At 65.9% G+C, this 21,509-nt stretch carries 22 protein-coding genes; 14 read left to right on the forward strand and 8 right to left on the reverse strand.

The features are described from left to right. Window positions 1-89 precede the first annotated feature (89 nt). Genes araD through HV793_RS13210 form a run of 3 tightly spaced genes read left to right on the forward strand, consistent with a single transcriptional unit; the run spans window position 90 to window position 3,634 of the window. On the forward strand, window positions 90-1,820 hold the full coding sequence (gene araD, locus HV793_RS13200) for an L-arabinonate dehydratase (RefSeq protein WP_175160679.1): 1,731 nt from the start codon (window positions 90-92) through the stop codon (window positions 1,818-1,820). Between the two features lie 55 nt (window positions 1,821-1,875). Beyond that, window positions 1,876-2,586, forward strand: a complete 711-nt coding sequence (locus tag HV793_RS13205; RefSeq protein WP_054454693.1) for a ribonuclease activity regulator RraA — start codon at window positions 1,876-1,878, stop codon at window positions 2,584-2,586. 58 nt (window positions 2,587-2,644) lie between these two features. After that, window positions 2,645-3,634, forward strand: coding sequence for a Bug family tripartite tricarboxylate transporter substrate binding protein (locus HV793_RS13210; protein ID WP_054454691.1), 990 nt, complete (start codon window positions 2,645-2,647; stop codon window positions 3,632-3,634). 63 nt (window positions 3,635-3,697) lie between these two features. Here the strand turns inward: HV793_RS13210 and HV793_RS13215 are convergent, their stop codons facing one another. Next, a complete protein-coding gene (locus HV793_RS13215) occupies window positions 3,698-4,663 on the reverse strand; it encodes a Bug family tripartite tricarboxylate transporter substrate binding protein (RefSeq protein ID WP_054454686.1) in 966 nt (321 codons plus the stop codon). A 16-nt stretch (window positions 4,664-4,679) separates the two neighbouring features. Continuing rightward, complete coding sequence (locus tag HV793_RS13220) at window positions 4,680-5,582, reverse strand: dihydrodipicolinate synthase family protein (RefSeq protein WP_175213296.1); 903 nt, start codon at window positions 5,580-5,582, stop codon at window positions 4,680-4,682. 279 nt (window positions 5,583-5,861) lie between these two features. Here HV793_RS13220 and HV793_RS13225 point away from each other — a divergent pair, with 279 nt between their 5' ends. Continuing rightward, window positions 5,862-6,590 carry a GntR family transcriptional regulator gene (locus HV793_RS13225; RefSeq protein ID WP_244958638.1) on the forward strand — a complete coding sequence of 243 codons (729 nt, stop codon included), beginning with the start codon at window positions 5,862-5,864 and terminating at the stop codon, window positions 6,588-6,590. On the opposite strand, the gene HV793_RS13230 is transcribed toward HV793_RS13225, so the two are convergent. Genes HV793_RS13230 through HV793_RS13240 form a run of 3 tightly spaced genes read right to left on the reverse strand, consistent with a single transcriptional unit; the run spans window position 6,587 to window position 9,777 of the window. Continuing rightward, a complete protein-coding gene (locus HV793_RS13230; protein WP_175213297.1) occupies window positions 6,587-7,537 on the reverse strand; it encodes a PDR/VanB family oxidoreductase in 951 nt (316 codons plus the stop codon). The two genes, HV793_RS13225 and HV793_RS13230, sit on opposite strands and share 4 nt — an antisense overlap. A gap of 1 nt (window position 7,538) precedes the next feature. Beyond that, complete coding sequence (locus HV793_RS13235; RefSeq protein WP_125470383.1) at window positions 7,539-8,603, reverse strand: aromatic ring-hydroxylating dioxygenase subunit alpha; 1,065 nt, start codon at window positions 8,601-8,603, stop codon at window positions 7,539-7,541. A gap of 16 nt (window positions 8,604-8,619) precedes the next feature. After that, window positions 8,620-9,777, reverse strand: a complete 1,158-nt coding sequence (locus tag HV793_RS13240; protein ID WP_244958639.1) for an ABC transporter substrate-binding protein — start codon at window positions 9,775-9,777, stop codon at window positions 8,620-8,622. A gap of 107 nt (window positions 9,778-9,884) precedes the next feature. On the opposite strand from HV793_RS13240, the gene HV793_RS13245 reads away from it, so the two are divergent. Continuing rightward, complete coding sequence (locus tag HV793_RS13245) at window positions 9,885-10,829, forward strand: LysR family transcriptional regulator (RefSeq protein WP_225591355.1); 945 nt, start codon at window positions 9,885-9,887, stop codon at window positions 10,827-10,829. Window positions 10,830-10,844: 15 nt separating this feature from the next. Here HV793_RS13245 and HV793_RS13250 read toward each other — a convergent pair whose 3' ends face one another. Beyond that, on the reverse strand, window positions 10,845-11,831 hold the full coding sequence (locus tag HV793_RS13250; protein ID WP_175213298.1) for a Bug family tripartite tricarboxylate transporter substrate binding protein: 987 nt from the start codon (window positions 11,829-11,831) through the stop codon (window positions 10,845-10,847). Window positions 11,832-12,025: 194 nt separating this feature from the next. Between HV793_RS13250 and HV793_RS13255 the strand changes: the two genes are divergently transcribed. The 8 genes from HV793_RS13255 to HV793_RS13290 all read left to right on the forward strand — a co-directional run bounded on the left by HV793_RS13255 (window position 12,026) and on the right by HV793_RS13290 (window position 19,204). Next, window positions 12,026-12,907, forward strand: a complete 882-nt coding sequence (locus tag HV793_RS13255) for a LysR family transcriptional regulator (RefSeq protein ID WP_175213299.1) — start codon at window positions 12,026-12,028, stop codon at window positions 12,905-12,907. A gap of 19 nt (window positions 12,908-12,926) precedes the next feature. Continuing rightward, a complete protein-coding gene (locus HV793_RS13260) occupies window positions 12,927-13,838 on the forward strand; it encodes a LysR family transcriptional regulator (protein WP_175160773.1) in 912 nt (303 codons plus the stop codon). A gap of 120 nt (window positions 13,839-13,958) precedes the next feature. Next, window positions 13,959-15,146, forward strand: a complete 1,188-nt coding sequence (locus HV793_RS13265) for a CaiB/BaiF CoA transferase family protein (protein ID WP_175213300.1) — start codon at window positions 13,959-13,961, stop codon at window positions 15,144-15,146. A gap of 57 nt (window positions 15,147-15,203) precedes the next feature. Continuing rightward, a complete protein-coding gene (locus HV793_RS13270) occupies window positions 15,204-16,163 on the forward strand; it encodes a Bug family tripartite tricarboxylate transporter substrate binding protein (RefSeq protein ID WP_175180872.1) in 960 nt (319 codons plus the stop codon). 53 nt (window positions 16,164-16,216) lie between these two features. Then, window positions 16,217-17,422 carry a 3-sulfinopropanoyl-CoA desulfinase gene (acdA, locus tag HV793_RS13275; protein ID WP_054454655.1) on the forward strand — a complete coding sequence of 402 codons (1,206 nt, stop codon included), beginning with the start codon at window positions 16,217-16,219 and terminating at the stop codon, window positions 17,420-17,422. Window positions 17,423-17,488: 66 nt separating this feature from the next. Next, window positions 17,489-18,226: an SDR family oxidoreductase gene (locus HV793_RS13280; protein WP_175213301.1), complete on the forward strand. Its 738-nt coding sequence runs from the start codon at window positions 17,489-17,491 to the stop codon at window positions 18,224-18,226. A gap of 34 nt (window positions 18,227-18,260) precedes the next feature. Next, on the forward strand, window positions 18,261-18,578 hold the full coding sequence (locus HV793_RS13285) for a DMT family transporter (RefSeq protein ID WP_054454653.1): 318 nt from the start codon (window positions 18,261-18,263) through the stop codon (window positions 18,576-18,578). Beyond that, a complete protein-coding gene (locus tag HV793_RS13290; protein ID WP_054454649.1) occupies window positions 18,575-19,204 on the forward strand; it encodes a TetR/AcrR family transcriptional regulator in 630 nt (209 codons plus the stop codon). The genes HV793_RS13285 and HV793_RS13290 overlap by 4 nt, the downstream gene beginning before the upstream one ends. A gap of 39 nt (window positions 19,205-19,243) precedes the next feature. Here the strand turns inward: HV793_RS13290 and HV793_RS13295 are convergent, their stop codons facing one another. Both HV793_RS13295 and HV793_RS13300 read right to left on the reverse strand, forming a co-directional pair. Continuing rightward, the gene (locus HV793_RS13295) at window positions 19,244-19,504 is read right to left on the reverse strand and encodes a DUF2798 domain-containing protein (RefSeq protein WP_054454647.1); all 261 of its coding nucleotides are present in this window, start codon (window positions 19,502-19,504) and stop codon (window positions 19,244-19,246) included. Window position 19,505: 1 nt separating this feature from the next. Next, window positions 19,506-20,402 carry an NmrA/HSCARG family protein gene (locus tag HV793_RS13300; RefSeq protein ID WP_175213302.1) on the reverse strand — a complete coding sequence of 299 codons (897 nt, stop codon included), beginning with the start codon at window positions 20,400-20,402 and terminating at the stop codon, window positions 19,506-19,508. Between the two features lie 109 nt (window positions 20,403-20,511). Here HV793_RS13300 and HV793_RS13305 point away from each other — a divergent pair, with 109 nt between their 5' ends. Further along, window positions 20,512-21,405 carry a LysR family transcriptional regulator gene (locus HV793_RS13305; protein ID WP_175213303.1) on the forward strand — a complete coding sequence of 298 codons (894 nt, stop codon included), beginning with the start codon at window positions 20,512-20,514 and terminating at the stop codon, window positions 21,403-21,405. The last annotated feature ends 104 nt before the right edge of the window (window positions 21,406-21,509 follow it).

Genomic DNA, 21,509 nt, shown 5'->3' on the forward strand with positions numbered 1-21,509 from the left:
GGAGTTTAGCGGGTTTTTACCTAGCTGACGCACTAATGTATTAGTGTTTAAATGACCCGGTCAACATTACGAAAGACCGCCTCACCCCTATGAAACGCTCCTACGAAAGCCTGCGCAGCGCCGCCTGGATGGCCCGGGACGACCTGCGTTCCTTCGGCCACCGCTCCCGCATGATGCAGATGGGCTATGGCCCCGACGACTGGGCGGGCCGCCCGGTCATCGCCATCATCAACACCTGGTCGGACCTTAATCCCTGCCACAGCCACTTCAAGCAGCGCGTCGAGGACGTCAAGCGCGGCGTGTTCCAGGCGGGCGGGTTTCCGGTGGAGCTGCCCGCGATTTCGGTATCGGAATCCTTCGTCAAGCCGACCACCATGCTGTACCGCAACTTCCTGGCCATGGAGACCGAAGAGCTGCTGCGCAGCCATCCGGTCGACGGCGCGGTGCTCATGGGCGGCTGCGACAAGACCACGCCGGGTCTCATCATGGGCGCGGTCAGCGCCGGGCTGCCTTGCGTCTACGTGCCCGCCGGCCCCATGCTGCGCGGCAACTGGAAGGGCAAGATCCTCGGGTCCGGGTCGGATGCCTGGAAGCTCTGGGACGAGCGCCGCGCCGGCAAGATCACGCAGGAGCAATGGACCGAGGTCGAGGGTGGCATCGCCCGCAGCTACGGCACCTGCATGACCATGGGCACGGCCAGCACCATGACCGCCATCGCCGAAGCCATAGGCATGACGCTTCCGGGCGCCTCCTCGATCCCGGCGGCGGACGTCAACCATATGCGCATGTCGGCCGAATGCGGCCGGCGCGTGGTGGAGATGGTCTGGGAGGACCTGACGCCGCAGCGCATCCTGAGCCTGGCCTCCTTCAAGAACGCCATCAACGTGGCGATGGCCATGGGCTGCTCCACCAATGCCATCGTGCACCTGGTCGCCATGTCGCGCCGCGCCGGTTGCGCCGTGGGCCTGGACGACTTCGACGCCGCCAGCCGCAAGGTCCCGGTGATCGCCAACATCCGGCCCAGCGGTGACACCTATCTGATGGAAGACTTCTTCTACGCGGGCGGGCTGCCGGCGCTGATGTCGCGGCTGCAGGATCATCTGGATCCGTCCGCCATGACAGTCACCGGCAAGACCCTGGGCGAGAACATCGCCGGCGCCGAGGTCTACAACGACGACGTGATCCGCCCGCTGGACCAGGCCATCTACGACGAAGGCGCGCTGGCCGTGCTGCGCGGCAATATCGCGCCGGACGGCTGCGTCATCAAGCCCAGCGCCTGCGCGCCGCAGTACCTGCGCCACACCGGCCCGGCCCTGGTGTTCGACGACTACCCCAGCATGAAAGCCGCGGTGGACGACGAGAACCTGGACGTCACGGCCGACCACATCATGATCCTGCGCAATGCCGGACCGCAGGGCGGTCCCGGCATGCCGGAGTGGGGCATGCTGCCCATCCCGACCAAGCTGGTGAAGCAGGGCGTGCGCGACATGCTGCGCCTGTCCGACGCCCGCATGAGCGGCACCAGCTACGGCGCCTGCATCCTGCACGTGGCGCCGGAAAGCTATATCGGGGGCCCGCTGGCCCTGGTGAAGACGGGCGACCTGATCACCGTCGACGTGCCCGCGCGCAGCATCCACCTGAACGTCAGCGACGAAGAACTGGCCGCGCGCCGCGCCGCCTGGACGCCGCCGCCCCGGCGCTACGAGCGCGGCTACGGCTGGATGTACTCGAAGCACATCCTGCAAGCCAACGACGGCTGCGATTTCGATTTCCTGGAAACCGCTTTCGGCGCGCCCGTGCCCGAACCCGAGATCTTTTAGAGCGTCATCCGCGCCCATCCCACCGTCTTCAGAATACGGAGCCATCGTGTCCCAAATGAATCCCGAAACCCGCGCCCGCCTGGCCGGCGTCAGCACCGCCACCCTGTGCACGGCCTTGTTCAAGCGCGGCCTGCGAAACCAGTTCATCCAGGACGTGCGTCCACTGAACGCCACGCTGCCCAATATGGTCGGCCCGGCGTTCACCCTGCGCTACATCCCCGCGCGCGAGGACCTGAACACCATCAAGGTGTTCGAGGACCGCGCCCATCCGCAGCGCGTTGCAGTCGAGACCTGCCCTGAAGGCGCGGTGCTGGTCATGGACAGCCGCAAGGACGCGCGCGCGGCTTCCGCCGGTTCCATCCTGGTGACGCGGCTGATGAAGCGCGGCGTGGCTGGCGTGGTGACGGACGGCGGTTTTCGCGATTCGCCCGAGATTGCCGAACTGGGCTTTGCCGCCTATCACCAGCGGCCTTCGGCGCCCACCAACCTGACCCTGCACCAGGCCTTGGATATCAACGCACCCATCGGCTGCGGCGACGTGGCGGTGTGGCCGGGCGACATCGTCGTGGGCGACCGCGAGGGCGTGGTGGTGATCCCCGCCCACCTGGCCGACGAGATCGCCATCGAGGCCGTGGAGATGACGGCCTTCGAGGACTTCGTGACCAGCGAGGTGCAGCTGGGCGCATCCATCCTGGGGTTGTATCCGCCCACGGATCCCGGCACCAAGGACAAGTTCGCCGCATGGCGCAAGCAACAGGGCCGCTGAGCCTTGCCGCCGGCTCAGCCGGCAACCCCATAAGCCAAACAAGAGGCAGGAGACAACCATGAACACGCAACGACGCGGCGCGCTGGCCGCGCTGCTGGCCGCCGCCATGCTGGGCACGTTGGCGGCGCCCGCGCAGGCCGCCGACTGGCCCGCGCAGAAGCCGATTTCCTATGTGGTGCCGTTCACCGTGGGCGGTTCGACCGACGTGGTGGGCCGGGTGCTGGCCCAGAAGCTGGGCGACCGCCTGCATCAGAACGTCATCGTCGAGAACAAGCCCGGCGCCGCGGGCGGCATCGGCGCGACCTATGTGGCCAAGGCGCCGCCGGATGGCTACACCCTGTTCGGCGGCACCATCAGTACGCACGCCATCAATGCCAGCCTGTACAAAAACCTGAAGTACGACCCGGTCAAGGATTTCGAGCCGGTTTCGCTGATCGCCTACCTGCCCAACGTATTGCTGGTGGATCCGAACCTGGGCGTTAATTCCGTGGCCGACCTGATCGCGCTCTTGAAACGCGATCCTTCCAAGCGCACCTTCGCGTCCTCGGGCGCCGGCACCTCCACGCACCTGGCGGGTGAACTGTTCTCCAGCATGATAGGGGTGCCGCTCACGCACGTGCCGTACAAGGGCACGCCGCCCGCCATGGTCGACGTGTCCTCGGGCGCGGTGACCTTCATGTTCGACCAGATGACGGCGGCGTTGCCCCTGCTGCAGACCGGCAAGCTCAAGCTCCTGGCCGTGACCACCAAGGACCGCATCGCCTTGGCGCCGGAGGTGCCGACCATGCAGGAGGCCGGCGTGCCGGGCTTCCAGATGGCGTCCTGGCAGGCGGTGTACGCGCCCAAGGGCACGCCCAAGCCCATTCTCGACAAGCTGTCGCAGGAAATCGCGGTGATCCTGAAAGAGCCGGACGTGCAGGAGAAGCTGGGCAAGACCATGGGCATGGAACTGGTCGGCAGCACGCCCGAACAGCTGCGCGACCTGATGGCGACGGAGATCCCGCGCTGGGCGGAAGTGGTGAAGAAGTCGGGCGCGACGGTCGAGTAAGCGGATCGGGCAAGGGGGGACGGCATATCGGCGCCGTCCCCGCCGCCGCTCAGGATGTCACCATCAGGGCTTCAAGTTCAGCTTCGGCACCAGCGCCTTGAACGCCTCTTCCTGGCGCGCCACGTCGGCCGTGAATTGCGGCTGGTCGGCATAGGAGGGCGTCAGGTTCTGCTTGCGCATCAGCGCCTGGAAGTCCTGCGATTGCGCGACTTGGCGGGCCGCGGCGCGCCATTTTTCAACCGCGTCCGCGGGCGTGGCCTTGGGCAGGCCGATGCCGCGCCAGACGCTGAATTGCAGGTCCGCGCCTTTTTCCTTCATGGTCGGGACGGAGGGCAGGTTGTCCAGGCGCTTGGGCGCCATGACCGCCAGGGTGCGCAGCTTGCCGGTTTCCACGTGCTGCTGCAGTTCGGCGTAGGCAACCGTGGTGGCCTGCACGTCGCCCGCCAGGAGACCCATGATGGCCGGGGCCGAGCCCTGGTAGGGCACGTGCACGAACTTCACGCCAGCCTGTTCGCCCAGCGCCGCCGCCGCCATGTGCGGCACCGTGCCGATTCCGGCGTTGGACACGGCGACGCGTTCGGGATTCTTCTTGGCGTCCGCCAGGAATTCCTCCACCGTCTTCCAGGGCGCATCGGCGCGTACCGTGACCGACGAGGGATCGTCGGTGAAGCGGGCGATGGGCTGGAAGTCGCCGACCGTGGTCTTGCCTATGCCCATCAGGGGCACCACCAGCATTTCAGGCGTCATCAGCACCAGCCGGTAGCCGTCGGGCTGCGCGTTGGCCACGTAGGCCCAGCCGATGGAGCCGCTGGCGCCCGGCTTGTTGATCACCACCGTGGGCTGCGCCAGCATGGGCGGGCGCACCGCCTCGGCGATGGCGCGCGCGGTGTTGTCGCTGCCACCGCCGGGCTGGTAGGCGACCACCAGTTCCATCGAGCGGGCGGGGTAGTCCGCGGCGTGCGCGGCGGACAGGACGGAAACTGCGGACAGGGCGCTGAAGGCCAGCGCGGACAGGCGGTATGGGCGCATGGTGGCGGCTCCGGTATCAGTAGCCCAGGGCGGAAAGATCCGCGAGCGTCTGTTTGGTGATGGCGATGGTGCGTTCGCGTTCGGCCCCGACCAGGTCCAGGCGCGGCGGCTTGACGGTTTCGGCGCTGCCGGTGATCAGGTGCTCGGCCAGCTTGATGTGCTGCACCAGCTTGACCACGGTGTCCAGGTGGAACAGCGGCGTCAACGCGGCGTAAAGCTTGCGGGCCCGCACGAAATCGCCCTCGACGGCCAGCTTCAGCAGGTCGACCGAGGCGCGGGGCACGGCGTTGGCCATACCCGACACCCAGGCCGTCACGCCCAGCGCGGCGCTTTCCAGGATCAGGTCATCCACGCCGCAGACCACGGCAAGACGGTCGCCGAAGCGCGTGATCAGGTCGGTCACGCGGGTGGTGTCGTAGGACTCTTCCTTGATGGCGACGATGGTCGGCTCTTCCAGCAATTCGGCCACCAGGTCCGGGGTCAGGTCCACGCCGTAGCCGCGCGGATTGTTGTAGAGCAGGATGGGCAGGGCGCTGGCGCGCGCCACCTCGCGATAGAAGGCCACGGTCTCGCGGCCGTCGGACTTGTAGGTCAGGCCGGGGAACACCATCAGGCCATTCACGCCGATGCGCTCGGCTTCCTGCGCGAAGGCCGCGGCGCGGGCGGTGCCGGTTTCCGCCACGCCGGAAATCACCGGCACACGGCCGCGCACGGTGTCGACGGCGGTGCGCAGCACCTGCAGTTTTTCTTCGGGCGAGAGCTGGGCGTTTTCGCCCACCATGCCCATCATCACGACGCCGCCCACGCCGTTCTCGATCAGCCGTTCCAGTCCTTGGCGGATGGCCTCCAGATCCAGCGAAAAATCGGGTTTCAGCTTGGTGGTGACGGCGGGAAATACGCCTTGCCATTGAATGCTCATGCTGCGGCTCCTGATGCGTGATCCATCCGGTGCAATCCGGTTGGATAGTGGTTATTGGATATTGGATCCAAAAATATGGGGCTTAAAAAAACGAGGCTCGGGCCTCGGTCCGTCGCCCTTGGGGGCGCCGGCTTGAACTGGATCATGGATCCAATATACTCACATTAAAAGGGCTGCGGGTAGCGGCTGTCTCTCGGGGTTTTCCTGGGCATGGCGGCCCTGTTTTCCACCCAGTCCTGCCGTGCCGCCCCCGCCGCACGGTGCAACCAGGCAGGTTTCATGTCCCAGAATTCGCCGCTTTCCGCTTCCAATCCGTCCCGTTCCCAGGCCGCCAGCCCCGGCCGCCTCGTGCGCAAGACCGCCGTCGAACTGGTGGTCGACGAACTGCGCGACCGCATCCTGTCCGGCGCGATTCCCCCCGGTTCCGCGCTGCGCCAGGAACTGTTCGCCGAGGAACTGGGGGTGAGCCGCCTGCCTGTGCGCGAGGCCATCCGCCAGCTCAGCGCCGAAGGACTGATCGACATGATCCCGCATCGCGGCGCCTACGTTTCCATGCTGTCGCGCGCCGAGGTGCAGGAGTTCTTCGACATCCGCCTGCGGCTGGAGCCGTGGCTGTTGCGCCTGGCCGTGCAGCAGCATCAGACGCAGGATCTGGATCTGGCGAGCCAGGTGGTGGCGCAGATGGACACGGCCGAGCCTGAGCAATGGGGCCGCCTGAACTGGCAGCTGCATGAACTGCTGTACCGCTCGGCGCAACGTCCCGCCGCGCTGGCCATGGTGCGCGCGCTGCATGAAAAATCCGAACGCTATTTCCGCTTCCAGATCGTCAACGCGCCGATCCGCCAGCAAGCCCACGACGAGCACAGCGAACTGATCGCGCTCGCCCGGCAGGGGCGGGCCGAAGACGCCGAGGCCGCGCTGGAGCGGCACATCGGCGAAGCCGCCGAGCAGATACTCGCCATCGTCGACCATCTGCTGGATGCGTCGGCGCAGCAGGAACCTGCCTAGACGTCCAGCTCCAGCGTGCCACAGCCGCGCGACACGCAGACCATCATGCTGCGGTTGGCGGCGCGTTCCTCGTCGCTGAGCACGTAGTCGCGGTGGTCGACCTTGCCGGACAGCACGCCGGCTTCGCAGCTGCGGCACAGGCCTTCCCGGCAGGAGTACGGCCAGGCGACGCCGGCCGCTTCCAGCACATCCAGCACCGACTTGTCCGCGGGCACTTCGTGGCAGCCGCCGCTGCGCGCGAGCCGCACGGCAAAGCTTGAACCGGGCTCGGCCGCAGCAGGCGCGCTGGCGGAAAAGCGCTCGAAATGCACGCGCGCCGCGGCGATTCCGCCGCGTTCGCAGGCCGTGGCCACGGCATCCATCAACGGCCCGGGGCCGCAGCAATAGACATGCAAGCCTGGTTCCCCCAGCGCGCCCAGATAGGCGTCGAGGTCGCAGCGCGCGCCGCCTTGTTCGCTGTCGACATGCAGCGTCACGCGCTCGCCGTGCAAGGCCAGTTCAGACAGGTAGGCTGCCGCGTCGCGGTCGCGCACGCAGTACAGCAGCCGCCAGGGCTCGCTGCGCCTGACGCTTGCATGGATCATGCTGAGGATGGGCGTGATGCCTATGCCGCCCGCGATGAAGACATGGCCGGCGGCCTGCGCATGCAGCCCGAACAATTGCCTGGGCTCGCCGATATCCACCAGGTCGCCCTCGCGCAGCTGTTCATGGATGTAGCGCGAACCGCCGCGCGTCTCGGCCGCCAGGCCGATGCCCAGCCGGTACACGCCCAGTTCCGCCGGGTCGCCGCAAAGGGAATACTGCCTGACCAGGCCATTGCCCAACGCCACATCCACATGCGCGCCGGCCTCGAAGGCCGGCAGCATGGCGCCGTCAGGACTGCACAGCGTCAGGCCGAGCACGCCGCGCGCCTCGCGCACGATGCGGCTGATGACTAGCCGGCGCATTTCAGGCCACCGCCTGCGCCGGGCGCACGCCGGACGCGCCGGCTGCCTGCTGCTCTTCTTCGATGCGGCGCGCCACCACCCAGCGGAACTGGGACAGCGCGGCGTCGATGGACAGCGGCACCATCTTGAAGTCGGGCGCCAGGGACAGCGAGCGCTGCTGCGCGGTGATGATGTCGCGGTCTTCGTCGAAGGCATCCACCACACTCTGGTGGATGGAGGCAGTGACCTCGGGCCGGTCGATCGAGAAGTTGTGTGGATGCGCGAAGAAGTAGTGCGTCGAGGTTTCGGTTTCGGGCGTCAGGGCCTGGCAGCCGCGGAATTCGATCGCGCCGGCGCGGTTTCCTTCTTGTGCGCCGTCTCCGGCCGGGGCCATGCCCGAGTCCATCAGCAGGATGCCGGGCAGGGTGAAGTTGTAGATGTTCCAGCGGTCCACCAGGCCTGGCCATTCGCGGACTTTCTTGGCAAAGGCCGGCGCTTCGGTATTGAGCGTCCAGCGCGTGATGCGCACGCCGTCGGGCAGCCGGTCGACCTTGGGCGAGACCGAGGCATAGTCCTCGCTGCCGCCCAGCGTGGTCGGGTGTACGAAGGGCAGGTGGGAGAAGTCCAGCAGGTTGTCTGCGATCAGCAGATAGTTGACGTCATAGTGGATATAGCCGTCCAGGCTGCGCCAATCGGGATGATCCAGCCATTGGGTGTCGGGGATGAGGGCCGGATCCGCGCGTTCCGGATCGCCCATCCAGATCCAGATCCAGCGGTGCCGCTCCACCACGGGAAAGGTCCGCACCCGGGCCTGAGGCGGAATGCGCGCCTGCGCCGGGGCCTCGACACAGGCGCCGCTGGGATCGAACTTCAGGCCGTGGTACATGCAGCGCACGCAGTCGCCTTCGCGCCGTCCCACCGACAAGGGCGCGCCGCGATGGCAGCAGCGGTCTTCCAGCGCCACCAGCCGGCCGGCGCCGTCGCGGTACATCAGCACGGGCACGCCGGTGATGGTACGAGAGAACAGGCCGTCGGCGCTGACTTCCTGGTCCCAGGCGGCGACGTACCAGGTGTTTTTGATGAACATGGATGAGCTCCTTGGTTTACTTGACGTAGCGCCAGGCGCCGTCCTTGATCTGCACCATGACAGCGGCGCGTTCGTCATAGCCCACGTGGTCGGAGGGCGACATGGTGGACACGCCTTGCGAAGTCACGGCGTCGCGGGTGGCTTCCAGCGCGTCGCGCAGGCCCGCCCTGAATTCCGGCGTGCCCGGCCTGGCCTTGGGCAAGGTGGTCTTCAGCGCCTGTTGCAGCACGATCCCGGCATCCCAGGCGTTGGCCGCGAACACCGACATGGAATCCTTGCCGTGGGCGGCTTCGTAGCGCTGCGTCAGGTCCATGGCGACCGCGCGTATCGGGTTGGCCTGGTCCAGCTGGCTGGCGACCACGACCGGGCCCACGGCGAACAAGGCGCCCTCGGCGTCCTTGCCGGCGATGCGCAGGAACTCGCGGTTGGCGATGCCGTAGGTCTGGTAGATGCGGCCGGCATAGCCGCGCTCGCGCAGGGACTTCTGCGGCAGCGCCCCGGGCGTGCCGGACGCCGCCACGATGACCGCGTCCGGCCTGGCGGCCAGCAGCTTCAGGGTCTGCGCCGTGACGCTGGTGTCCGTTTTCACGTAGCGCTCGGTGGCAACCAGCTTGATGCCGGCGCGCTGCGCCTGCGCGGAAACTTCGGCCAACCAGCTGTCGCCGTAGGCGTCCGCAAAGCCGATGTAGCCCAGCGTCTTCACGCCGGCGGCCTGCATGTGCGCGACGGTGCTGGCGACCATCAGGTTTTCGTTCTGCACCACCTTGAACACCCAGCGGCGCTGCGCGTCCATCGGCTCGACCAGCTTGGCCCCGGCCGCCAGGCTCATCAGCGGCACTTTCTTCTCCTGGGCGATAGGCAGCAGGGTCAGGGTGGCGGGGGTGACGGACGTACCCAGCACCACGTCCACGTTATGCTCGTCGACCAGCCTGCGGAAGGCGCGGGCGGCGCCGGTGGCGTCCGAGGCATCGTCCAGCACGATGTAGCGCACCGCCTCGCCCGCGATCTCGCGCGGCAGCAGGTCTATCGCGTTCTTGGCCGGGCCACCCAGCGATGCGGCCGGGCCGGTGAGCGACAGGATGACGCCGACGCCGACATCGGCCGAGGCGGCGTTACAGGACAGCAGGGCGCACGAAACCAGCACCGCGCGCACGGGGTGTAGAAGGGGCTTCAAGATGTTGTCTCCTTGTGGAAACGCCGGTCTGCGCGGCGTTTGACAAGACGATAGATAGCGGCGGAATATGCGTCAATGTCATGAGCATGATTCTGGAAATGCACGCTATGCATAACGAGAAACTGGACCTCAACCTGCTCGCCGTCTTCGACAGCCTGCTGCGCGAGCGCAGCGTGACCCGCGCCGGCGAGCAGCTCGGCCTGTCGCAAAGCGCCATGAGCCACGCCGTGAACCGCTTGCGCGCGTTCTTCGACGATCCGCTGTTCGTGAAGACCGGCCAGGGCATGCAGCCCACGCCCAAGTCCGAGAGCCTGGCGCCCACCATCCTGGCGCTGATGGCGACCATACGCGGCCAGGTGCTGTCGCAAGCGCAGTTCGATCCGGCCTCGGCGATGCGCGTGTTCACCCTGTGCATGACGGACATGGGCGAACTGGTGTTCCTGCCGCCGCTGATCAAGCGCTTGCGCGAACTGGCGCCGCATTGCACCCTGCGCACGCGCCAGGTGCCGCTGCAGCAGGTCGAGCCGCTGCTGGCGTCCGGCGAGGTGGATCTGGTGCTGGGATCGCTGCGGGCTGCGCCCCAGGGCCTGTTTCAGCAGCAGCTCTTCATGCACCGCTTCGTGACGCTGGTGAGCGTGAAGAACCAGGAGGTGGGCGACGAGCTGACCCTGGAACAATTCCAGCGCATGCCGCAGATCGTGGTGACCTTGGCCGGACGCTCGTCTGAAGCCTATGACAGCGCACTGGAGGAGCAGGGCGTCAAGCGCAACATTTTCCTGTCCACGCCGCACTTCCTGGTGGTGCCGCTATTGCTGGACCAGCACCCGGATCTCATCGCCACGGTGCCGCAGGAGTTGGGCAATGTGTTCGGCGGCTACGGCGTGGTCAAGGTGCTGGAGCCGCCGCTGCCGCTGCCGTCCTTCGCGCTGCGCCAGCATTGGCATCCGCGCTTTCACCAGGATCCGGCGATCATCTGGCTGCGGGAACTGGTGAAGGATACGTTCGATGGGTATCCGTGGGAGGCCATGCCTGCCGCAGCCCGGAAGGCATGAGCCGCCGCGCCGCCCTCAATTGATCTTGATATTGCGTTCCTTCACAAGCGCCTTCCACTGCGCGGTCTCACGCGCCAGGTGGTCGCGCAGTTCGTCCGGCGTGCCACCAATGGGCTCGGCGCCGATGGAGTCCAGCGTGGCGCGCACCTTGGCGTCGTTCAATGCGGCGCGCATGGCGGCGTTCAGTTTCGCGACTACGTCGGGCGGCGTGCCGGCGGGGGCGAAGGCCGCGAACCAGGGCATCAGTTCATAGCCGGGCAGGCCGCTTTCGGCCACGGTAGGCACGTCGGGCAGGGCGGCCGAACGCTTGCTGGTCGTTACCGCCAGCGCGCGCAGCTTGCCGGCTTCGATGTGCGGCTTGGCGGAGGTGATGCTGTCGAACATGTAATCCACCTGTCCGCCCAGCAGGTCGGCGACGGCAGGGCCGCTGCCCTTGTAGGGCACGTGCAGCATGTCCACCTGGGCCATGGACAGGAACAGCTCGCCCGCCAGATGGATGGACGTGCCCACGCCGGCCGAGGCGTATGTGTAATGGTTGGGTTGCGCCTTGGCCTTGGCGATCACGTCCTGCACGCTGGTGGCGCCGGTGCGTGCGGGATTGGTGACCAGCACGTTGGGCACCACGGCCAGCAGCGAGATCGGGGCGAAGTCCTTGACCGGGTCGTAGTTCAGGTCCGTGTACAGCGCCGGGTTGACGGCCATGCCGTTGGCGACGATCAGGATGGTGTAGCCGTCCGGCTTGGCGCGGGCCACGCTGGCCGCGCCGATGTTGCCGCCCGCGCCTGCGCGGTTTTCCACGATGAAGGTGGTGTTGAGCTGCTTGCCCATGGATTCGCCCAGGGTGCGCGCGATGCTGTCCATCGCGCCGCCGGGCGGGAAGGGCACGATCCATTTGACCGGGTGATCCGGGTAGGTTTGCGCCAGGGCGGCGGACGAGCCCCCCAGCAGCGCCAGGCCCACACAGGCCCGGGCGAGTCGTTGGAATGCAGAGCGCAAGCGCATGATGGTCTCCGTATTGCTGGAATTATTGTGTCGCTGCGCGCCGGCGGTCCGCAGATCACGGGAAGATGTTCCCGCGATTCATACTTTCCATGATCAGGTTCGTGCGATAGCTCAGTATGGCTTGCGTTTTCCCTGCGAGTCCAAGACTATATGGGTTCCGATTAATACCTTTATGGTATGTATAAGACCACGCGATGCAATTGAGGCAACTGCGTTATTTCCAGGCCGTGGCAGAGGAAGGCAGCTTCACCCGCGCGGCAGCGCGGCTGCACATGGCCCAGCCCCCGCTCAGCCGCCAGATCCGTCTGTTCGAGGAAGAACTCGGCGTGCAGCTGTTCGAGCGCACCACGCGCGCGCTGCGCCTGACGGAAGCGGGCCGCTTCCTGCTGGAACAATCGCGCCTGCTGACTGCGCGCCTGGAAGAAGTGCTGGAAGGCACGCGGCGGCTGGGGCAGACCCAGCGGCGCTGGTTCGGCATAGGCTTCGTGCCGTCCTCTCTTTACGGTTTCGTGCCGGAGCTGATCCGGCAACTGCGCAACGCGGACCCGCAGGTCGAAGTGGGGCTCACGGAAATGACCACCTTGCCGCAGCTGGAGGCGCTCAAGGCCGGCCGCATCGATCTGGGCATCGGCCGCATCCTGTTCGACGATCCCGCCATCGAGCGACGGGTGCTGATGACCGAAGCGCTGATGGCTGCGGTGCCGCTGGGCCATCCCATTGCGCGGCTGCGGCGGGTATCCGTCGAACGCCTGGCGCGCGAACCCTTCGTGCTGTATCCGGCGCGGCCAAGGCCGAATTTCTCCGACCATGTGCTGGGCCTGTTCCGCGCGGCGGGGCACGCGCCGCAGGTGGTGCAGGAAGCCAACGAACTGCAGACCGCCATTGGCCTGGTGGCGGCGGGGCTGGGCGTGACGGTGGTACCGGCGTCGGTGCAGCGCTTGCAGCGGCAGGACGTGGCGCATGTGGCGATAGACGCCAATACTTTTGTGTCGCCCGTGATCGTCAGCTATCGCAAGGACGACACGTCGGCGTTCCTGGCGCGGGCATTGGGGCTGGCGCAGGCGCTGGCCGGTTAGCACCTGAGGAAACATGACCATGCCGGATCAGGCCGCAAAATCCCTCTCCCTCAGGCAATTGGAACTGCTGCTGGCGCTGGCCTCCGCCGACAGCATCGCGGGCGCCGGCGCCCGGCTGGGGATGACGCCCTCGGCCACCAGCCACGCCCTGCGCACGCTGGAGGCCACGCTGGGAGCGCCCTTGCTCGACCGCAATGCATCGGGGGTGCATCTCACCTATGCGGGACAGCAGATTCTGCCGCATGTCAGGGACGTGTTCGCGTCCCTGCAGATCGTGCGCGCGACGGCGAACGCCAGCGCGGGCCTGCGCTCGGGCCTGCTGAATCTGGGTTCGCTGGGAGCGAGCTCCTCCTTGAACATCCTGCCGCAGCTGCTTGAGATGTTCAAAGCCCGCTATCCGGGCGTCGACGTGTTCGTTACCGAGAAGCCGGACCCGGAATTGGAGCGCGCGCTGGTCGAACGCCGCATCGAGATCGGCGTGGTGGCCTTGCCCAAGCCGGATTTCGACACGCTGCCGCTCGTTACCGATGAGCTGATGGTGGTGCTTCCCGCTGGCCACCCGCTGGCCGAGCGCAAGACCATCGCGGTGAAGGACCTGATCGACTATCCGCTGATCATGACGCGCGCCGGTTCGCAGCCTGTGATTACGCGCATGTTCGAGCGAGCCGGCGCCAAGCCGCACATCGCGCACGACCTCTCGCAGATCATGTCCATCCTGGAGTTCGTCAGGCGCGGGCAGGGCATCTCCGTGCTGGCGTCGCTGGTGCTGCCGCAGGCTTACGACGGGCTGGTCTACCGCAAGATCAGTCCCGCCTCCAAGCGCAGGATCGGCTTGGCCTGCCTCAATGAACGCAAGCTGTCGCCTGCTGCGCACGCCTTCTGGGCCATGGTCAGGGAAGCCGCGCCCAAGCTGAAGTTTCCGGTCAAGTAAAGCCGCGCGTCAGCCGTCTTGCTTGGCTCGAAGGCTGCCCTTCATATTGAAAAAAAACTCAATTGAAGGTGAGGATTGCGAATTTTAGACTGCATCGATCGACTCTGATGGAGAAGGCGTATGCAGTCAGTGGAAGCTTCCGCGCTCAGCGGCGTGCGTGTCGTGGACCTCTCTCGCATCCTGGCGGGCCCGAGCGCGACTCAGCTGCTGGGCGACCTGGGCGCGGACGTGGTCAAGGTGGAAAAGCCGGAGGAAGGCGATGACACCCGGAAATGGGGGCCGCCCTACATCAACGACCAGGACGGCCGCGCGACCGCCGAAAGCGCCTATTACCTGAGCGCCAACCGCAACAAGCGGTCGATCGCGCTGGATATCGCCACCGAGGCCGGCCGGGACGCGCTGCATCAGTTGCTGGACCATGCCGACGTGCTGGTCGAGAACTATAAGGTCGGCGGCCTGGCCAAGCATGGGCTGGATTATGAACAGCTCAAGAGCAGATACCCGCGCCTGGTCTATTGCTCCATCACCGGATTCGGGCAGACGGGTCCGTACGCCAAGCGCGCGGGCTACGACTTTTTGATCCAGGGCATGGGCGGCATCATGAGCCTTACCGGCGAGCCGCAGGGCACGCCCATGAAGGTGGGCGTGGGCATCGCCGACGTCATGACCGGCATGTATGCCGCCGTCGGCATCCTGGCTGCGCTGCGCCACCGCGACCTGACCGGCCAGGGGCAGCACATCGACATCTCGCTGCTGGACAGCCAGATCGCCTGGCTGGTGAACGCTGGAACCAACTACCTGGCACAGCAGGAGCTGCCCGCGCGCCTGGGCAACGGCCACCCGAACATCGTGCCTTACCAGGTATTCGACGCGGTGGACGGTCCCATGATTCTTGCTGTCGGCAACGATGCGCAGTTCCGGCGTTTCTGCGAAGTTGCAGGCCTGGCCGGGCTGGCGGACGACGAGCGCTACGCCTCCAACGCGGCCCGCGTCGCCCACCGCGCCGAACTTTGCCAACGGGTACAGGACGCGCTGGCCCTGCGCTCCAGGAAAACCTGGCTGGAACAGCTGGAAGCCGTGGGCGTGCCTTGCGGCCCCGTCAACGATTTGCGCGATGTGTTCAACGACCCGCACGTCCAGGCCCGCGGCGCGCAGTTGCGCATGCCCTGCGCGTGGGCGCAAGGCGGCGAGCTCAACCTGTTGGCGAACCCGCTCAAGCTTTCCGCCACGCCGGTGTCATATCGCAGGCCGCCGCCGCGCCTGAACGAGCATGCGCAGCAGATCCTGCGCGATTGGACGGCGGGCTGACATCACACACCTTAGACAACACCGCTGCGACGACGGCGGATACAAGAGGAGAGAGGCATGGATAGGAGACAGCTGTTGGCGCTGGCCGCATTGACACCCTTGAGCCGCGCATTCGCGCAGGGCAAGTACCCGTCGCAGAGCATCAGGCTGGTCGCGCCCTATGCACCGGGCGGAACCGTGGACATCCTGTCGCGGCAGCTGGCCGAGCCGATGCGCGCCAGCCTGGCCCAGTCGGTCATCGTGGAAAACCGCGGCGGCGCCGGCGGCACGCTGGGCGCTGACGCCGTGGCCAAGGCCCGACCCGACGGCTACGCAATCCTGTTCGGGGCGGTGCATCACGCGATCGCCCAGTCCGTGTATCCGAAGCTGGGATACGACATCCGCGAGATGACGGCGGTGGGCTTTCTGGGGCGCGTCAACCATGCGCTGATCGTCAACAAGGATCTGCCCGCGCAGAATGTGCAGGAGCTGGTGGCGCTGCTGAAGGCCAAGCCGGACAAGTACAGCTATGCCACGCCGGGCGCGGGCACCATGCAGCACCTGATGGCCGAATACTTCAAGAACGTCACGGGCACCCAGATGATGCACGTGCCATATCGCGGTTCCGCGCCGGCGATCGTGGACATCATTGCCGGGAACGTCCACATGATGTTCGAAACCATGCCTTCGGCCATCCAGCACATCCGGGCGGGCAGCGTGCGCGCCATCGCGGTGACGTCGAAGGTCCGTTCACCCAGCTTGCCCGATGTGCCCACGGCGGCGGAGAGCGGCGCGGCCAATTACGACGCGACCAGCTGGTACGGCATCTATGCGCCGCCGTCCACGCCCGCAGACGTGGTGCGCGTGCTCAATGCGGCGGTCAACGCGGCATTCGCCGACCCGGCTTTCGTGCAGCGGTGGATCGCACTGGGCGCGGATGCGGGCGGCGGCACGCCGCAGGAACTGGCCGCGCTCACGCGCAGCGAAGTCGAACGCTGGGCCGAGGTGGCGCGGCGCGCGGATATCAAGGTGGGTTGATGCCGGCGGGCCAAATGGCCCGGCCGGAGTTTTGCACGTAGCAAGGATGAACCATGACTGAACTTTCCCAAGAGCAATTGGCGCTGCAGCAGCGCGCGCGCGAACTGGCGCAGACCGTATTCAAACCGACAGCCGCAGCCACCGACCAATCCGAGCAGTATCCCTGGGACAACGTCCGTCAACTGCGCGAAAACGGCTTCATGGGCATGACGATCCCGCGCGAGTACGGTGGGCGGGGCCTAAGCTATCTGGATACAGTCCTGGTCGTGGAGGAAATGGCCAAGGCTTGCGCCACCATGGGGCGCATCACCGTCGAAGCCAACATGGGCGCGATCGGCGCCATCATGCAGTACGGCACCCATGAACAGAAGGCGCTGGCCGCCGAGTGTGTATTGGCTGGCGACAAGCCCGCCATCTGCATCTCGGAACCCCAGGCCGGCAGCGCGGCCAGCGAAATGGGCACTTGCGCAGTCCGTCAGGGCGATGACTACCTCATCAACGGCGAGAAATACTGGATCACCGGGGGCGGGGTGTCTCGCCTGCACCTGATCTTTGCGCGCGTGTTCGACGACGGCGCGGATCTGGGCATAGGCGCCTTCATCCACGTGCGCGAACCGGACGCCGAGGACGATGGCCTGGAGATCGCCAAGCGTTCCTACGCCATGGGCGTGCGGGGTATACCCGAGACCTACATCGCGTTCCGGGATCTCAAGGTGCACAAGTCCATGCTGGTGGTTCCGCCAGAGGGCTTGAAGCGCGGCTTTGCCGGGCTGATGCAAGCCTACAACGCCCAGCGCGTGGGCGCGGGCACCGTGGCGTTGGGCATCGCGCAGGGCGCCTTTGAAGAAGCCGTCGACTACGTCAAGCAGCGCCAGCAGTTCGGCCGGCCGATAGCGGAGTTCCAGGGCTTGCAGTGGATGGTCGCCGACATGGCCATCCAGTTGAATGCGGCGCGGCACATGCTGCATGCGGCCGCAAGCAGCGGCACGGCGCGGACCTTTGGCTTTCCGGACCTGTCGCTGGCCGCGCAGGCCAAGATCTACGCGGCCGAAACGGCGCAGCGCGTAACCAACGACGCCTTGCAGCTGCATGGATCGTCCGGCTATGGACGCGACCTGCCGATGGAACGCCATGTGCGCGATGCGCGCATGTTCACCATCGCGGGCGGCACCGCGCAGATCCTGCGCACCCAGGTCGCTTCCGCCGTGCTTGGGATGAAGCTGCCGCAGACGCGGGATGGGTATATCCGCGGGAAGTGATGCTTGACGACGAATTCCGCTGCGCGTAGCATCTTTTGAACCGATCGGTATAAAAGGAGCTCGGCGATGGAATTCCAAGGCAAGGTTGCGCTGGTCACCGGGGGCACGCGTGGCATCGGCGCCGCTATCGTTCGCAGGTTCGCGGAACGGGGCGCCGATGTCGCCTTCACCTATGCCAGGTCGGATCAGACCGCGAAAGACTACGCCCAGGAACTTGGCGCAATCGGCGCCAGGGTCCTGGCCATCAGGGCGGACAGCCGCGATCCGGCCGCCGTCCGGACGGCGGTGGAGCAGACTGCCGGGAAACTGGGCAGGCTGGACATACTGGTCAATAGCGCCGGCGTGTTCCCCTTCGGGCCTGTCGAGGACGCCACGCTCGAGGAAATCGACGACACCCTGGCGATCCACGCCAAGGCGGTATTCGTGGCCTCGCAGGCCGCGCTGGCTCATATGGGGACCGGCGGACGCATCATTTCCATCGGCTCCTGCTTCGCGCAACGCGTGCCTTATGGGGGCGTGACGCTCTACGCGATGAGCAAGTCGGCGCTCATCGGATTCACCAAGGGCCTGGCTCGGGAGGTCGGCGGCCGCGGCATCACGGTCAATATCGTCGATCCGGGATCGACCGACACCGACATGAATCCCGCCGATGGCCCGGCGGTAGCCGCCGAGCTGGAACTCATGGCGGTCAAACGCTATGCCGAACCCCAGGAAATTGCCGCTGCCGTGGCTTATCTTGCGGGGGCCGAGAGCCAATTCATCACCGGCGCGTCGCTCGCCATCGACGGTGGCTTCACGGCCTAGGGGCCGGGGAAGGCGAACAGGAATGGGGATTCAGATGGCATGGGGTTTCCTGGTTCTGGCCGGCATGCTTGAAATCGTCTGGGCATTGGCACTGAAGCAGGCCGACGGATTGACGAGGTTTTGGCCAAGCCTGATCGGCATAAGCGTCGCCATGCTGAGTCTTGTCCTGCTGGCCTTGGCCCTGAAGCATCTGCCGGTGGGCACCGCTTACGCCATCTGGGTGGGCATAGGCGCTTTCGGCGTGGCGGTTTTCGGCACATTGGTGCTCGGCGAGCACATGTCATCGGCCAAGCTGTTGTTCCTGGGCTTGATAGGCATAGGCGTGGCGGGCCTGCGGATAATTGAAACGTGAATTCTGGCAATCAAGCTAAACCGGCCACCGCGCCGAAAATCGGGCGTCCGAAGGCGTTCGACAAGGACCGGGCCTTGCTGGCGGCCATGCGTACCTTCTGGGCGCAAGGTTATGAAGGCACCTCGATCCAGGATCTGGTCAGCGCCACGGGCGTCAACAAGCCCAGCCTCTATGCGACCTTTGGCTGCAAGGAGGAAATCTTCCGGCAGGCCGTCGAACTTTACGACCGCGTCGAAGGCCGAGCGACGTCGCAGAGCCTCAGCGCAGCGCGGACGGCCCGCGAGGCCGTCGAAACCATGCTGCGATCGAACGCGCGCGCCTATGCCGTCAACGAGGGCCCGCGTGGGTGCATGATCGTGTTGTCATCGCTGCTGGGCGCGCCTGAGAACGAGAGCGTGCGTGCGTTTCTTGCCGCAAATCGGGAGGAAGGAGAATCGACGCTGAGGGAACGGCTTGCGCAAGGCATTGCGGAGGGCGACCTTGCGCCGTCCGCCGATGTCCGGCAGCTTGCCGCCTTCTACACGACCGTGCTTGAAGGCCTGTCGATCCAGGCCCGCGATGGCGCGGGCGCGAAAAAGCTCAACATGATCATTGATGCCGCGATGCTTGCGTGGCCGGCCGGTTGACATTGCCGGCGCAGCTCGTCGCAGCGCTTGCGGGCCAGCTTAGGGCGGGACCACCATCCAGGCGACGATCCGCCGCACGACAGGCAGCAGCAGCAAGAGGCTGGGAAAAGCCACTATCCACGAGGCTCCCCAGGCGCTGGGCCAGTTGAGGACAAAGTCGGGACCCACGCCCACGCTCGCGGCGGTCGCCACCGCTGAAACGATGGCCGACATGAACACGGAAAGAACCAGCGGCATCAGAACGGGGGCATAGTGCCGCGGGAGCTTTTTCAGGGTGGGGCTTGATGAATGGTCAGCCATCTCAATACTCCTTGCCGCCGCGCGCCGCTTGTTTCTCGGCCACCAGGTCCTTGACGTACTCGCGCAGTGAACGCGGATCCCGTCCGAGTGCAGCCTTCAGCACAAGACTGTTTCCTCCAAGCCCGCAGGCCCGGTAGTGATCGAAGACTTTGGACAGAAGAAGCAACTGCTGTTCGCCATATGGCAGGCGCGCGTCTTGCGCCCACGCGCTGAAACCGGGCTCCAATGCAGTGACCGGAGATCCCAGCTCCTCGGCCAGGGCCATCACGATGTCCATGCGGCTGTACATGCCGGCGCATAGCTCCAAGGTCGCGTAGGCCAGCCTGTCCTCGGTCAGGGCGATCGCGGCAACCTCGGCCACATCGCGATAGTCCACGCGGGCGATTCTCGTGTCTTTGGGAAAGGGTTCGCTGAAGCGGGAATGGTCGCGGATCGACGGCCAGGCCAAACCGATGTTCTGCATGAAGTTCGCGGGATGCAGGATTGTGTATTCCAGTCCCGACGAGTAGAGCGCGTCCTCCACCGGGATCTTGCTGGCGTGATTGGCCAGTCGCACGTTCGTTGGCTGGATGACCGATGAAAAGACGAACCTCCTCACGCCGCTGCGCTTGGCCGCGTCGACCAGGGCAACGCCCATGGGCGCTTCGTCTGCGGTGAACGCGGGGCCGATATGAAAGACGCCGTCCACGCCTTGCGTTGCGGCTGCGAGGCTGTCGACGTCGCGGAGGTCACCGATGGCGGTCTCGGTCGCTCCCAGCGAGCGGGCCTGAGCGGCGCGTGTTTCGTCGCGGACGAGCGCCCGGACCGCGACCTTGCGCCGCTGCAATTCAGGAACGACCAGGCCGGCGAATTTGCCGGTGGCTCCTACGACCAAAACCGTGGGCTGAGTGCCGTTCACAGGGTTTCTCCTTCGTATGCATGTGGGTACGAAGGCAGTGTATTTTCTACCGATTAGTGGAACAATACTTGTGAAATATGAATGTGAATCACGTCATACGAGATAAATAATGAGCCGCCTCGAAGACCTGGAAGCGTTCATCCACATCGCTGAAACGGGAAGTCTGACGAAAGCCGCGCGCCATCTCAGCCGCTCGCTACAGGCCGTCAGCCGTTCTCTTGCCGCGCTGGAAGAAGACGTCGGCGTGCAACTGGTCCATCGCACTACGCGGCATTGCTCTCTCAGCGAAGCGGGCGAGGCGTTCTTCCGGCGGGTCAAACCGGCGATGGAGGAAATAGGCGAGGCCCGGCTGGAGGTTGCAGACCGCCGAGCCGCGCCGTCGGGCATATTGCGTGTCGGCGCGCCGGTACTGTTCGGGCCGGACTTCCTGGTTCCGATCATCGCGCAGTACATGCGCGCATACCCGCAGATGGAAGTCGATCTGCAATTGACGGATACCTTTGTCGACCTGTCCGCCGCAGGCCTCGATCTGGTCGTGCGCATCGCAGACCTGCCGAATTCCGGCTTGCAGGGAAGACGATTGGGAGCCTTGCGCAGAGTCGTATTCGGAGCGCCTTCCTATTTCGAACAGTATGGCCGTCCCGCGCATCCTTCGGACCTGCGGCAGCACGCCTGCATTGTCAGGACTCTCGATCAACGCTCGGGGCAGTGGGCCTTTGAGATAGACGGCAAGCGGCGCAGCGTCGGGGTGCGGGGTCCGTTCCGGACCAACACGATGGCGGCGATCTATTCCGCGGTCAGCGCCGGACTCGGCATCGGCTATTCGCCGCTATGGCAGATCAGGCACCTGCTGGATGCGGGGCAGGTGGAAGTCATACTCGAAGCGTTCGAGTCCAAGCCTGTGCCCATACACGTGCTTTGGCAGGAGCACAGGCTTCCGCCTGCCAAAGTGCGGGCTTTTATTGATTATCTGGCGGCTGGGCTGAAGCTCGATCGGTTCTAGGGGCGCCGCGGGAGTCTGCGGGCGAGGGCGCCGCTACTATCCCAAGCGCGGCACGGTAGACTAAGAATCCCCGTATCCTGATGCGCACTTTCGCTCCAAGGAGG

This window comes from Achromobacter aegrifaciens, from assembly GCF_902859965.1.
Taxonomy (GTDB): Bacteria; Pseudomonadota; Gammaproteobacteria; order Burkholderiales; family Burkholderiaceae_B; genus Achromobacter; species Achromobacter aegrifaciens.